Origin of the sequence: Pseudomonas fluorescens Q2-87 (assembly GCF_000281895.1) — a bacterium.
Taxonomy (GTDB): domain Bacteria; phylum Pseudomonadota; class Gammaproteobacteria; order Pseudomonadales; family Pseudomonadaceae; genus Aquipseudomonas; species Aquipseudomonas fluorescens_S.
The window spans coordinates 4,294,398-4,307,468 of the sequence record NZ_CM001558.1 but is presented as its reverse complement, the minus strand read 5'-3'; the positions used below and the strand labels follow the sequence as shown (position 1 = coordinate 4,307,468).

Below are 13,071 nucleotides of genomic sequence, written 5' to 3'. Positions count from 1 at the left end.
CTGCTACCCATGACGGTGTTCATTCGAGACGTTGCGAAACCAACCCTTTAACCAGGCTGTCTCTTTTATGAAGCAGATAAAAATTTACTCAAGGTGGGGCTCCGACTTGTATAAGTGATTGATCCGGACCCTCGTCTAAAGGAACTGAATGAACAAGCTCTTTCTGGTGTTGAGTGTCTTAGTGCTGGCAGGTTGCTCTACAAGCGCCAAGACCCACGCAGTGCGTGGTGTCAGTGGTATCGAGGTCGACTGCTCGGGGTTGGGTTCCGGCTGGGAGAAGTGCCACAAGAGAGCGGCAAGAGAGTGCAAGGGGGCGGGTTACAAGGTAATTACCCGATCCGACGATGCGAAGGATGAAGATCGGTACCCTTTTGGTTTTAATCCGGCTGGCTATCTGACGCGTACGATGCTCGTCATCTGTCGGTAGCTTTAGGAAAGTCTCCCTGCCAGCTCGGAAAGAGGTGACAAGGGAGTCAGGAAGAATGTCAATACTTGGGCTGTTCAAATCCCTCCGGTCATGCTAAAACCTTTTCAAGCGATTTTCCTAGCTGCTTGAAAAAGAAGGGAAAAATATGACGAAGTCGGAGTTGATCGAACGAATTGTCACCCATCAAGGGCTGCTCTCATCCAAGGATGTGGAGCTGGCCATCAAGACCATGCTTGAACAGATGTCCCAGTGCCTGGCTACCGGAGATCGTATCGAGATTCGTGGTTTCGGCAGCTTTTCCCTGCACTACCGCGCTCCGCGGGTAGGTCGAAACCCAAAGACCGGTCAGTCCGTCAGCCTGGACGGGAAGTTCGTTCCTCATTTCAAGCCGGGTAAAGAGCTTAGAGATCGGGTGAATGAGGAGGAGGGGGATGAGTTCTGACGAAAAGGCCGCAGAGGGGGGGGCTATGAGGGGTTTTAAACGGGTGGCTTTGTTCGTAGCCGCGCTGCTCGTAGCTTTGACGATTATTCTATTTGTAATTGAAAATACACAACCTGTATCCTTGGCGTTCGCCGGTTGGTCAGCCCCTCAGCTTCCTGTTTCGGCCTTGATACTCCTTGCGCTTCTGGCGGGGATGGTTATCAGTCCGTCACTCGCTTGGTTCGCGAAGATACGTTTGTGGTTAAAATAAAGCTACATGATTTGTCACCCTGGTGAAGGGATCGCCGTTAGCAATTGTTTATATTTGGGTGTGTTTTTCAATGTCAGAATTCTCAGGGTCTACCGAAATTTTTTTCGAGACCTCCTCAGCGTTAACCTTTAGTGCAAGCAGCACATTGAAGGGCAAATTTTCCGCCGCCGCATTTGAGAAACCGTATGCGTAATAATCGTGTTGATGCAAATGACGCTCAGGAAATTGATTTAATTGCGCTGCTACGCAATCTTTGGGTTCAAAAGTGGCTTGTTATAGGTGTTACGTTCGCAGTGACGGTTGGGGCTGGGGCGGTTGCCTATCTTACCAAACCAATCTATGAGGCTAGATTTTATATTAGCCCACCAACTCAAAATGGCATTGCTGAGTTAAATTACGGCCGTGGCACGAGCACTGAGCTGGAACCCTATTCAATAAAGCAAGTGTACGATCTGTTTGCTCGCAATCTTCAGAGTGAAACCCTTCGCCAAACCTTTTTCCGTGACATCTATTTGCCTTCACTTGAAGAGTCTCAGCGTAAGGGGCCGCTTGACCGTTTATATGAGAATTTTTCTCGTGTGCTGATAGTAGGAGGACCGGGTAAGGATACTCCCGAAAGATTCTCGGTCGTTGTCCAGAGTGATGACGCGGCAGAGGCAACCGAGTGGGTCAGAGCTTACGTGCAACGGGCCAGTGAGGCCTCCAAGGCAGAGCTGATCAAAAACGTTACAACTGAGGCAGCGGTTCGGGCAAGGAATCTGGAACAGCGGATTACTAGCTTGCGAGAGAATGCTCAACGGGTTCGTGAGGACCGTATCCAGCAGCTTCGTGAAGCTCTAAAAGTTGCTGAAATAATTGGTTTGAAAACGCCTGTGATAAATTCCTCTGCTGCGGTTGATATCACTGTCGATACAGGCAGTAAGATGGATTATCAGCGAGGAAGTTTAGCTTTGGCGGCGGAGGTATCCGCGTTGGAGGCAAGAGTTTCTGACGATGCATTCATTCCAGATCTGCGCACGCTGCAGATGCGTTACAATTTCTATCGAATGCTTAAAGTCGAACCTGATCAGGTGTCGGTATATAGGCAGGATGGTAACGTGGAGGTACCACAAACCCCAATTAAGCCAAATAAGCTGGCTATTTTATTGAAAGGAATGATCCTCGGCCTTGTTTTGGGGGTTGGGGCCGCGCTGTTGAGGCAGGTATTTCAAGCTCGTGTTGAAGAATAATCCATATCATGGCGTCAGGTCTGGATCGACAGGTTTCAGGCAGGTTGGTAGTGCATATGCCAGCGATTCGTATCTCTTGGCTGAATCGAAACTGGTGAGTTTGTTCCGGCAGCAGACCTCGATTTTGACAGCGTTAGTGTTAAGTCATAAGTATGCTGGTCCTTGATTTATAAAGTGGCATTTTTGGACATGGAATCCCCAGGCTGTAGGTCTGATCGATTCTAACGACATAAATAGTTACTTCCGGTTTCGAAATCGATGTCGTTATAGTTTTTTGCGCCGCTCGTGTTAGGTGTTACGCTATGGTTGGCAGTACGGCAACAAGAAAGGGAATGCTTCGGCCGATCATAAATATTGCCGTTCAGGCTGTATTTAAATTGATGTTTTCTGTCGCCTCGCTAAAGGTAGTTGCGTTTTACGTGGGGCCCAGTGGAATGGCTGTAGTTGGGCAGGTCCAATCCTTTCTTCAAATATTAAGTGCCGGTGTTTCATCAGTAACTACAACTGGTGTAGTAAAGTTGATCGCAGAAGATAAACACACTAAAGAGAGTATAGTGCGGACTTCTGCGTTTTTGTTGGCTTTTTTAAGTTTGATTTGTTTTGTCGTTTTTCTTCTTTCAAGTAGAGAAATTTCAAGTTATTTCTTACAAGGAGATTGGGTGGTAGTGCTGTTGCTTCTGCCGTTGGGAGGTTTTTTTTTAGGGCTGAATAATTTGTTTGTATCCTATTTTAATGGGATGCAAAAATACAATGAGTATTTTTGGTACTCTATGGCCACTGCTTTTATAACGGCGCTTTCAGTTTGCGTCATTTCATTCTTTTTTGGGAAAAAAGGGGCGGTTTATTCTGTGGTATTAGCGCCCGTTGTTGCGGGTGTCTGCATGCTGTTTTTGCCTAAACGTTTTTATCTGCCGCGAATGCGAGGTGTTTTTAAAAAAATTGATGGTGAGATACTAAAAGTATTAGTTTCATATTCCTTCATGGCGTTGGGGTCCGCCGTGGTTGTGTATGGAGGGCAGATATTCCTAAGAAACTATATTGCTACGAATGGCACAATGGCTGAGTCTGGTCTTTGGTACGCAGCAACACGTCTGTCAGATATTTATATGGGTATCTGTAGTGTACTGTTTTCTACTCTTTTATTGCCAAAGTATAGTGCAATGGAAGGACGAATTCTGGACAGCTTTGTTTGGCGGATGGCGGTAGTAGCGTTGGTTTTTGGCGTTGTCTTGGTCCTCGTGGTTGGCCAGCTGGCAAATTTTATTGTCTGGCTGATTTATGGTGAGGCTTTCGTAGTCTCCTCAGAAGTGCTGAAGGCATATGTCATAGGGGACGGGCTGAAATGCCTGGGCTGGATATTTCTTTATGTAATGCTCGCCAAACAGCGCGTTAGAGCCTATCTGATTTATGAGATGATTACGGCATTCTTATATCTGGCATTATGTATTTTTTTCTACAGGCTCTATGGGCTTGAAAGTATGGCTTACGGCTATGTTCTGCAGGGCATGATTTCGCTATTTCTAGTGCTGTTATGGTTTTTTGTCAGCAGAAATAAAACAAGGTCTGTTGGGGCGGCCGCGTCATGATGCAATATAATGTCATATATGCGCTGATTTGGGTGTTGGCCCTGTTGTCATTAAAAAAGGCAACTTCACCGTCCGTGGCGATATATACATTTCAAGTGGCGCTTCTCTCCTTGTTTGTTGGACTGAAATTTCAGACAGGCTACGACTGGCCAATCTACGAATCACATTACAATGCAATACGAAGTGGTGAAGAGTTTTATCTGGATTTTGAATTTGGATATGAATGGCTGGTTCATGTTTCATCGTTCCTTGATCTGGCGTTTGAGCATTTTTCCGCTTTGGTTTCTATTGCTGAGATTGTATTCATATCCATCGTAGTGAGGAGTTTTTTTCCCAAGCATTGTCTGCTGGTATTGGCTGTAATGTACTCTGTCCCGGACTTTTATTTGATTCCCGCGTTTTCCTTACTTAGGCAGGGGTTGGCGGTTAGTATCTTCTTACTTGGAGCACATAAATTTTTATCGGGAAGGCGGATTCTTGCATTTACGCTGTTCGCCATCGCTACCTCTATACACTACTCGGTATTGGGTGGAGTGTTGTTGTTACTGTTAATTTATTGGTTTCCCTTGAGTCGAACGACGTTTCTAATCGTCTTTCTGGTCTCGGTTGCGCTGTATTTATCTTCGTTGGATGTTATTCGTGCTGCCGTAGAAGTGCTTATAATTTATGTGGACCCCAAGTACATGATTTATCTGGATAGGGATGTGTTTAATGCTTCTTTTGCCTACCGTGCAGCCTATGTCCTTGTGTCTGTTGTGATTTTTTCAAGCATCTATCTAGCATGGGGTAACGGTGGCGCTCAAAACGATACCAAACAATCAGCACCTCCCATCCTCTATCGTCTGGCATTTGTGGGCTTGCTTATCCCTCTGATAATATTTGGATTTCCAACACTGTCTACTAGATACCAGTATTTTTTGCGGTGTTTTTAATCGGTGCGGCATTGAATACATTGTTGCGCTTAAACTATACAAGCCGGCTGGTTACGGTTTTTGTAATTGCATTAGTCGGGTATTTGCCGTTTTATCGATTTCTCTCGAGTCCGCTTTCCATCGTTTATATCCCCTACCAGAGTCAGCTGTTTTATGATATGCACAATTCGACGGGGCAGGAGCGAACAGATAACCTACTCAATCAACTTGACGAGCTGTGGTCCAAATGATGAGCTTGCGTAAAGATATTGTACTGCTTACCACCAAGTATGCTGACGACAAAAAAGACGCTTGGCTCACTAATGAGTTGGCCTATTCTATGAACGAACAAGGAAGCGACGTTACGGTCGTCGTTTTCTCTTGGCTAAAAAACGAGCCAGAATCGGTTACGAAAGTTATAGATGGGATTAAAGTAATACGAATCAAGCTTCCGTCGATATTTTATAACTCCGGAGTCATAGGGACGGCGTTGAAAATATTCATATTTCCCTTTCTTGCAAGATACAAAATTGCCAAAGAGATTAAATTTTGTGATTTGCTCATAGCGAATACGCCTTGCGTCACAATTCTAGGAATGTCCCACTTCTTTAAGAAGCGATATAATTCTAAAAGTTTCCTCGTGTTGTGGGATTTTTTTCCTTTCTATTTAAAGGATCTCGGTGCGATCAGGAACAAGCTGTTCTTCGGTTTTTTTCGATATCTGGAGGAATTGATGTATGCCAGTTTTGATCGAATCGGTTGTATGACTGAAGGTAATGCTCGATTTCTTTTCGATAATTTTCCTTCCGTCTCAAAAGAAAAAGTTAAACTTTTGCCGATCTGGGCGAAGATCAAGAAAATTGAACCAGTCGATAAAGTTGAGGTGAGAAAAAAGTATAATTTGCCACCTCAAGGGTTCATTGCGATATACGGTGGTGCGATGTCAATCGTGCAAGAATTGGAAAATATACTTGACTTGGCCGCGATGTATTCAAAAGATGAAGTGACCTTCGTTTTTATTGGTAAAGGCACTGAAAAAGAAAGCCTGCAAAAAGCGGTTGCGGTGCGTGGGCTGCAGAATATTATCTTTATTGATTATATTCCGCGGGAAGAATATGAGCACGTTGTGCAGTCGTGCGATGTCGGTCTCATATCGCTGTCTAGGAAGTTAACAGTGCCCAGTTTCCCATCGAAATCGCTTGATTACTTTAAAGTTTCATTGCCGATTCTGGCGTCGCTGGATTCGGTTACGGATTTTGGCGATATTTTGGAAAACGACGTTCGCGGTGGCTATGCTGTAGTGGCTGGTGACGCGGCGGCGCTGAAGGCGAAGCTGGACCTGCTGATTGAGGATTCAGCGCTCTGCGCTGAGCTGGGCAGGAACGGCCGACATTATTATGAAAAAAACTTGAGCGTAGAAAACGCGAGAAGTATCATTATTTCATTACTATAAGGGGTTTTTATGGCTATTTCATTCAAGGATTCTACGCTTTTAATTACCGGGGGAACAGGTTCCTTCGGAAACGCAGTGCTCAAGCGGTTCCTGGATACCGATATCAAAGAAATACGCGTATTCAGCCGAGATGAGAAAAAGCAAGATGATATGCGCAAAAAATATGCCAATAGTAAATTGAAGTTTTACATTGGTGATGTTAGGGATTTTCAAAGCGTCCTTAACGCTACACGCGGGGTGGACTACATATTTCATGCGGCTGCCTTGAAACAAGTACCTTCCTGCGAATTCCATCCTATGGAAGCCGTTAAGACGAACGTACTGGGCACCGATAACGTGCTTGAAGCAGCAATACAAAATAATGTTAAGCGCGTCGTTTGCCTCAGCACGGATAAAGCCGTTTATCCAATCAACGCAATGGGGATCTCCAAAGCGATGATGGAAAAGGTAATGGTTGCCAAGTCGCGTAATGATAACAACACTGTGATTTGTGGTACGCGATATGGGAACGTAATGGCCTCAAGAGGGTCGGTGATTCCTTTATTTATTGATCAAATTAGATCAGGTACCCCTCTGAGTCTGACTGATCCTAACATGACTCGATTCATGATGACTCTCGCGGATGCCGTTGATCTGGTATTGTATGCGTTTGAGCATGGCTCGAATGGCGACATGTTCGTTCAGAAAGCTCCGGCAGCTACGGTGGAAGTCTTAGCGCAAGCATTGACTAGTATGCTTGATGTGCCAGATCACCCTATTCAGGTAATTGGTACACGGCACGGCGAGAAACTCTTTGAAGCTTTACTAAGTCGCGAAGAAATGGCATGTGCTGAGGACCGTGGCGATTATTTTCGTGTGCCTCCTGACTTACGCGATCTGAACTATGCTAAGTTTGTAGAGCAAGGTGAAACAAAAATTTCTCGTACCGAAGATTATAATTCTCATAACACTGAGCGTCTCGATGTAGAAGGTATGCGCGAACTGTTGCTCAAGTTGGACTTCATGCGTGCGATTCAGCGTGGTGAGCACGCGGTGCCCGAGGAGTAATTAATGAAAATTTTGATCACAGGTGCTAACGGCTTTATTGGTCGCAATCTCATATCGCATTTTAGTGTAAAATCCGATGTTGAGGTATTATCATTTACGCGTAATGATTCTATCGCGAGCCTCCCAAGTTTAATTGATCAAGTGGATTTTATTTTCCATTTGGCGGGGATCAATCGCCCTCAAGATCCTTTGGATTTCCAAAAGGGTAACACTGATCTTACTGGTGTCCTTTGTGATGCGATCCGAAAGCGTGGTCGGCCGGTACCTGTGGTCTATACATCGTCTATTCAAGCGCCCTTGGATAATCCCTATGGAAGCAGTAAGCTTGGGGCTGAGCAGTTATTACGCGATTTACAAAATGATACCGGATCGCCGGTACATATATTTCGTTTGCCGAATGTCTTCGGAAAATGGGCGCGACCTAACTACAATTCAGCCGTAGCTACATTTTGCCATAACATTGCACACGGATTGCCGATCTCAATAAATGATCCCAGTGCGGCTCTAAAGCTTACGTATGTTGATGATGTCGTACAATGCTTTATGGATGTTCTAGAGGGGAGAAGGGAAGGAACCCCTTTTGTAGAAGTTGTGCCTCAGTACGATACCACTGTAGGCGCGCTTGCTGAGCAGCTGGAATCTTTTCGCGACAGTCGCTATACGATGATATCCGAGCGTGTTGGAGCAGGGTTGTGTCGGGCGTTGTATTCTACGTACCTCAGCTATCTGTCCCCAGATCAATTTACTTACGAAGTTCCAAGGCACGTTGATCCTCGAGGTGCTTTTGTTGAGATGTTAAAGACTAAGGATTCTGGCCAGTTTTCTTATTTCACCGCACACCCGGGCATTACTCGCGGCGGACACTATCACCACTCGAAAACTGAAAAGTTTCTTGTTATCAAAGGTACTGCTTGCTTTCGATTCCGCCATATAGTGTCGGGTGAGTTCTATGAGCTGACCACAACAGGCGAGCGTTCGGAAATAGTTGAAACCGTGCCAGGGTGGACGCACGACATCACGAATATTGGCACCGATGAAATGATCGTGTTGCTTTGGGCTAACGAAATTTTCGATCGTTCTGCGCCGGATACTTACGCACTGCCAGTTGGCACAGAGGCTTAACATCAGATGTTCAGAGATTGCGTGTCAGTAGGCGTGCGAAATGAAATCTCCGAATATTTCATCTCCTGTAAAGAGCTTGAGTGGCTGTCGTTGACTTAATGCGCGGTGGCGTGGTGGCTGATATGTTAAGCACATTTAATTTATTCAAAAATGGCCTGAGAAAATGAAAAAACTGAAAGTCGTGACTGTCGTCGGAACTCGCCCGGAAATCATCCGTTTATCACGGGTCATGGCCGCGCTTGACCAGTATTGTGAGCATATCCTTGTCCATACTGGGCAGAATTACGACTACGAGCTGAACGAGATTTTCTTTCAAGACTTAGGCATCCGAAAGCCTGATCACTTCTTGAATGCTGCCGGGACCACCGGCGCGGAAACCATCGGCAATGTAATCATCGCGGTGGACCGGGTGCTGGCTACCATCGAGCCTGAAGCCGTGCTGGTACTGGGCGATACAAACAGTTGCATGGCCGTTATCCCCGCCAAACGGCGCAAGATTCCGACATTCCATATGGAAGCCGGAAACCGTTGCTTTGATATGCGCGTCCCTGAGGAGATCAACCGACGTATCGTTGACCACACAGCGGACATCAACCTGACCTATAGCACTATCGCCCGGGATTATTTGCTAAGCGAAGGTTTGCCTGCAGATCGTGTGATCAAGACGGGCAGTCCCATGTTTGAAGTGCTCAACCATTATCGCGATAGCATCGAGGCTTCAAACGTCTTGGAGCGACTTGGGTTGGAGGCGGGTAAGTTCTTTGTTGTCAGTGCTCACCGTGAAGAAAACGTCGACTCGGATAAGAACTTTCTCAAATTGGTCGAGGTGCTCAATACCGTGGCCAGTACGTTCGGCCAGCCTGTTATCGTCTCTACCCATCCGCGCACCCAAAAGCGTGTTGATGCGATGGGCATCGTGTTTCATGAAAATGTCCGATTGCTCAAGCCCTTGGGATTCATGGATTACAACAAGCTGCAACTGGAGTCACGTGCGGCTCTCTCTGACAGCGGCACCATCAATGAAGAGTCTTCGATTCTCAATTTTCCCGCCTTGAACTTGCGTGAAGCTCATGAGCGACCAGAGGGTATGGAAGAAGCGGCTGTAATGATGGTCGGGCTGGAAGTCGAGCGAGTGCTGCAAGGGCTGAGTATCCTTCAGACACAAAAATCAGGTAGTGAGCGCAGCCTTCGCTTGGTGGCGGACTACAGCATGCCTAACGTTTCTGAAAAAGTTGCTAGGATCCTGCACAGTTATACTGACTACGTAAACCGTGTTGTTTGGAAGCGGTATTGAGTCGAGTTGTGAAAATGCCAGAGAGCAAGCTGAATATTTTGGTGGTGACGCAGTATTTCTGGCCAGAGAACATGCGCATCAACGACTTGGTACGTGACTTCACCGAAAAAGGGCACGCGGTAACAGTGCTTACCGGAGTGCCCAATTATCCGGAAGGGGTGGTGTTTGAAGCCTACAAGGCGGCACCTGCACAGTTCACCGAATATCAGGGTGCCCGCGTTGTGCGGGTGCCTATGCTCCCGCGCGGCAAACGCAGCATACAGTTGATTTTCAACTACCTGAGTTTTTTTCCAGTGCTTCGACCCTAGGTGCGTATGCGTTGCGAGGACGCAGTTTCGATGCCGTATTCGTCTACGCAGTTTCCCCGATCATGGCGGCGATCCCTGCGTTGGTGATCGGCCGTTTAAAGAAAGCCCCCGTGTTTATCTGGGTATTGGATTTGTGGCCGGACACTTTAAAGGCCGTCGGCGTTTTGAAACAACCGGCGTTGTTGTCCATGGTTGGTCGAATGGTGTCTTGGATCTATAACCGTGCTGACTACCTTTTGCTACAGTCCAATGGTTTTTTTGATAACGTCCGAGGCTACTGTACACGTCCCATGGACCCGCGACGCTTGATTTACTTTCCCAGTTGGGCTGAAGACGACTTCTCTGCAGCTCCGAATCACTTGACCTCGATACTTGCACGTGACGAGTCGGTTTTTACGGTGGTATTTGCTGGGAATCTGGGGGAGGCCCAGGATTTCCCTGCGGTGCTGGACGCTGCTGAGCAACTGCGTGGGAAAGTCGCTGTGCGTTGGGCCATCGTCGGTGATGGCCGGATGAGTCAATGGCTGAGCCAACAGGTGAGTAAGCGAGGCTTGGACAACGTTCTGCTCTTGGGCAGGCATCCATTGGATGCCATGCCTGCCTTGTTTGCCAACGCCGATGCACTGTTGGTGTCACTGAAGACCAATGATGTGTTTGAAAAAACCATTCCCGGCAAAGTCCAGGCTTACCTAGCCTCCGGGAAGCCTCTGCTGGGAATGATCAATGGGGAAGCAGCACGTGTAATTGATGAGTCCGGTGCAGGGTTTACATGTGCATCCGGCGACGCGGATGGCTTGGCACGTATCACTCAGGCATTGGCGGCTATCACTCCTCCCTTACGTAAGGTCATGGGAGAGAGCGGCCGTGAGTATTATCTTCAGCACTACTCCAAGCAACGGCTGCTGACGCGTTTGGAAGATATCTTCAGAAAAGCCACGCTACGAAAGGTCAATCACTGATGCAGAAAAGTATTCTCGTGACCGGCGCGAGCGGATTTGTAGGTGGAGCGGTATCCGTGCGGTTGCAGGCAGACTCAGGAAAATCGGTATTCGCGGTGGTTCGCGGTGATCGGAATTTATCGGCGCCTATCAATACTGTGCGAATTGACTCGTTCTCTGCACAAACCCAATGGCACACGCACTTGGCGAATGTGGATGCGATCATTCATTGCGCCGCTCGCGTGCACGTAATGAATGATACAGAAGCTGATCCGCTGGCTGCTTTTCGGCAGGTGAACGTTGAAGGAACGCTGAATTTTGCAAGGCAAGCAGCTGAAGCCGGCGTCCGTCGATTTATCTTTATCAGCTCCATCAAAGTGAACGGGGAAGGTACCTCGACCGGCCAACCTTATACTGCGGACGATATGCCTGCTCCAACGGACCCGTATGGCGTGTCCAAGCAGGAGGCTGAGCAGGGGCTGCGGGAAGTTGCGCTGGCGACAGGGATGGAAGTGGTCGTCATCCGGCCTGTCCTGGTTTATGGGCCCGGCGTGAAGGCTAATTTCTTGAATATGATGCGTTGGTTGGACAAAGGCGTGCCTTTGCCATTCGGCGCCATCGATAACCGGCGAAGCCTAGTGAGCATCGATAATCTGGTCGATCTCATCGTAACGTGTATCGACCATCCAGCGGCGGCGAACCAGACCTTCCTGGTCAACGATGGAGAAGATCTGTCGACCACGATGTTGCTAAGCCGGATGGCCCACGCGCTGGGTAAACCAGCGCGGTTGATTCCGGTCCCTAGTTGGATACTCGAGCGCGGCGCCAGCATGCTGGGCAGGAAAGCATTGTCCCAGCGCCTTTGTGGTTCGCTGCAGGTCAGTATCGAGAAGACCCGTACACTTTTGAATTGGAACCCTCCCGTGAGTGTCGATGATGCACTGGCCAAGACCGCACGGCATTTCAGGACGAATCAAGATAAATGACGTATTTCTGGATATTTGCCTCTGTCACGATGGCGTCGCTACTCATGACTGCCGGGCTGCGCCGGTATGCCTTGGCGCGTAGCATCATCGATATTCCGAATGCACGCAGCTCTCACAGTATCCCGACGCCCCGGGGCGGGGGCGTCGCCATCGTCGTGGCGTTCCTGATGACCTTGCCTTTGCTCGGCCAGCTGGGTTTGGTACAGCTTCACTACATGGTTGCGTTGGGTGGGGCAGGTGCATTGGTCGCCATCGTGGGTTTCATGGATGACCATGGACATATTGCCGCACGGTGGCGATTGCTTGGGCATTTCAGTGCAGCTGTCTGGGCGTTGATATGGCTTCAAGGCTTAGCGCCCCTGGACCTGTTTGGTGTCAGCGTTGATCTATCCTGGATAGGTCATGCTCTGGCTGCTTTTTATCTTGTCTGGATTCTCAACCTGTATAACTTCATGGACGGTATTGACGGTATCGCCAGTATAGAGGCTGTGCTGGCCTGCCTGGGGGCGAGTGCTCTCTACGTACTGTCGGGTTTCACCGGCCTGATCTGGCCTCCGCTGGTCTTGGCCGCTGCCGTGCTGGGCTTTTTTTTCTGGAATTTTCCGCCCGCGAAAATCTTCATGGGAGACGCGGGCAGTGGCTTCCTGGGCATCGCACTTGGGATCATGTCTCTGCAAGCCGCCTGGGTTTCCCCGGCCTTCTTCTGGGCGTGGCTGATTCTGCTGGGAGTGTTCATTGTCGATGCGACCGTCACCCTGATCCGGCGGTTTTTGCGGGGTGATAAAGTCTACGAGGCCCATCGTAGCCATGCCTATCAGTTTGCCTCGCGTCATTATGGGCGCCATCGCCCTGTCACGTTGGCAGTGGCGGCGATCAACGTGCTGTGGTTGTTTCCCCTCGCGTGGTGCGTCGTGGTCCTGAAGCTGGATGGGCTGATGGGTGTTTTGCTGGCCTACGTGCCGCTGGTGTTATTGGCTTTCAAGTTCAAGGCCGGCCAGTTGGAGGACGCCTGAATGTCCCAGGTAAAGATGTGAAACGGGTCATGGACGGCTGTCATCGAGCAGCTGGACATAACAAG

At 48.4% G+C, this 13,071-nt stretch carries 12 protein-coding genes and 1 pseudogene; all 13 read left to right on the top strand.

The window, feature by feature from the left end; all coding sequences use genetic code 11:
• The first annotated feature begins 148 nt into the window (after positions 1–148).
• The 13 genes and pseudogenes from PFLQ2_RS28020 to PFLQ2_RS08940 all read left to right on the top strand — a co-directional run bounded on the left by PFLQ2_RS28020 (position 149) and on the right by PFLQ2_RS08940 (position 13,006).
• Positions 149–427, top strand: a complete 279-nt coding sequence (locus PFLQ2_RS28020) for a hypothetical protein (RefSeq protein WP_033046187.1) — start codon at positions 149–151, stop codon at positions 425–427.
• A gap of 145 nt (positions 428–572) precedes the next feature.
• Positions 573–869 carry an integration host factor subunit beta gene (ihfB, locus tag PFLQ2_RS08895; RefSeq protein ID WP_003183877.1) on the top strand — a complete coding sequence of 99 codons (297 nt, stop codon included), beginning with the start codon at positions 573–575 and terminating at the stop codon, positions 867–869.
• Positions 859–1,119, top strand: coding sequence for a lipopolysaccharide assembly protein LapA domain-containing protein (locus PFLQ2_RS28015; protein WP_430451753.1), 261 nt, complete (start codon positions 859–861; stop codon positions 1,117–1,119). Before ihfB ends, PFLQ2_RS28015 begins: the two co-directional genes overlap by 11 nt.
• 185 nt (positions 1,120–1,304) lie before the next feature.
• On the top strand, positions 1,305–2,348 hold the full coding sequence (locus PFLQ2_RS08900) for an LPS O-antigen chain length determinant protein WzzB (RefSeq protein ID WP_003183875.1): 1,044 nt from the start codon (positions 1,305–1,307) through the stop codon (positions 2,346–2,348).
• A 302-nt stretch (positions 2,349–2,650) separates the two neighbouring features.
• Positions 2,651–3,934, top strand: coding sequence for an oligosaccharide flippase family protein (locus PFLQ2_RS08905; protein WP_003183873.1), 1,284 nt, complete (start codon positions 2,651–2,653; stop codon positions 3,932–3,934).
• Positions 3,931–4,866 carry an EpsG family protein gene (locus PFLQ2_RS08910; protein WP_003183870.1) on the top strand — a complete coding sequence of 312 codons (936 nt, stop codon included), beginning with the start codon at positions 3,931–3,933 and terminating at the stop codon, positions 4,864–4,866. The genes PFLQ2_RS08905 and PFLQ2_RS08910 overlap by 4 nt, the downstream gene beginning before the upstream one ends.
• A 226-nt stretch (positions 4,867–5,092) precedes the next feature.
• Positions 5,093–6,298, top strand: coding sequence for a glycosyltransferase family 4 protein (locus PFLQ2_RS08915; protein WP_003183868.1), 1,206 nt, complete (start codon positions 5,093–5,095; stop codon positions 6,296–6,298).
• A 9-nt stretch (positions 6,299–6,307) separates the two neighbouring features.
• Complete coding sequence (locus tag PFLQ2_RS08920) at positions 6,308–7,345, top strand: polysaccharide biosynthesis protein (protein WP_003183866.1); 1,038 nt, start codon at positions 6,308–6,310, stop codon at positions 7,343–7,345.
• Between the two features lie 3 nt (positions 7,346–7,348).
• Complete coding sequence (gene wbjC, locus PFLQ2_RS08925) at positions 7,349–8,467, top strand: UDP-2-acetamido-2,6-beta-L-arabino-hexul-4-ose reductase (RefSeq protein WP_003183864.1); 1,119 nt, start codon at positions 7,349–7,351, stop codon at positions 8,465–8,467.
• Positions 8,468–8,630: 163 nt separating this feature from the next.
• Positions 8,631–9,761 carry a non-hydrolyzing UDP-N-acetylglucosamine 2-epimerase gene (gene wecB / locus PFLQ2_RS08930; RefSeq protein ID WP_003183863.1) on the top strand — a complete coding sequence of 377 codons (1,131 nt, stop codon included), beginning with the start codon at positions 8,631–8,633 and terminating at the stop codon, positions 9,759–9,761.
• 14 nt (positions 9,762–9,775) lie between these two features.
• A pseudogene (locus tag PFLQ2_RS28010) lies at positions 9,776–11,028 on the top strand (glycosyltransferase family 4 protein).
• Entirely contained in the window at positions 11,028–11,993 is a 966-nt protein-coding gene (locus PFLQ2_RS08935; RefSeq protein ID WP_003183858.1) for a UDP-glucose 4-epimerase family protein, read from the top strand. The pseudogene PFLQ2_RS28010 and the gene PFLQ2_RS08935 overlap by 1 nt, the downstream one beginning before the upstream one ends.
• Positions 11,990–13,006: an MraY family glycosyltransferase gene (locus PFLQ2_RS08940; protein ID WP_003183856.1), complete on the top strand. Its 1,017-nt coding sequence runs from the start codon at positions 11,990–11,992 to the stop codon at positions 13,004–13,006. Before PFLQ2_RS08935 ends, PFLQ2_RS08940 begins: the two co-directional genes overlap by 4 nt.
• Positions 13,007–13,071 lie beyond the last annotated feature (65 nt).

What these genes read in the sequence shown, in the direction of transcription:
- PFLQ2_RS08900 (WP_003183875.1), top strand. Translation starts at nt 1,305, where the DNA reads ATGCGTAATAATCGTGTTGATGCAAATGACGCTCAGGAAATTGATTTA.
- PFLQ2_RS08915 (WP_003183868.1), top strand. Translation starts at nt 5,093, where the DNA reads ATGATGAGCTTGCGTAAAGATATTGTACTGCTTACCACCAAGTATGCT.
- PFLQ2_RS08940 (WP_003183856.1), top strand. Translation starts at nt 11,990, where the DNA reads ATGACGTATTTCTGGATATTTGCCTCTGTCACGATGGCGTCGCTACTC.
- PFLQ2_RS08905 (WP_003183873.1), top strand. Translation starts at nt 2,651, where the DNA reads ATGGTTGGCAGTACGGCAACAAGAAAGGGAATGCTTCGGCCGATCATA.
- PFLQ2_RS08910 (WP_003183870.1), top strand. Translation starts at nt 3,931, where the DNA reads ATGATGCAATATAATGTCATATATGCGCTGATTTGGGTGTTGGCCCTG.
- PFLQ2_RS08935 (WP_003183858.1), top strand. Translation starts at nt 11,028, where the DNA reads ATGCAGAAAAGTATTCTCGTGACCGGCGCGAGCGGATTTGTAGGTGGA.
- wbjC (WP_003183864.1), top strand. Translation starts at nt 7,349, where the DNA reads ATGAAAATTTTGATCACAGGTGCTAACGGCTTTATTGGTCGCAATCTC.
- PFLQ2_RS08920 (WP_003183866.1), top strand. Translation starts at nt 6,308, where the DNA reads ATGGCTATTTCATTCAAGGATTCTACGCTTTTAATTACCGGGGGAACA.
- PFLQ2_RS28015 (WP_430451753.1), top strand. Translation starts at nt 859, where the DNA reads ATGAGTTCTGACGAAAAGGCCGCAGAGGGGGGGGCTATGAGGGGTTTT.
- wecB (WP_003183863.1), top strand. Translation starts at nt 8,631, where the DNA reads ATGAAAAAACTGAAAGTCGTGACTGTCGTCGGAACTCGCCCGGAAATC.
- ihfB (WP_003183877.1), top strand. Translation starts at nt 573, where the DNA reads ATGACGAAGTCGGAGTTGATCGAACGAATTGTCACCCATCAAGGGCTG.
- PFLQ2_RS28020 (WP_033046187.1), top strand. Translation starts at nt 149, where the DNA reads ATGAACAAGCTCTTTCTGGTGTTGAGTGTCTTAGTGCTGGCAGGTTGC.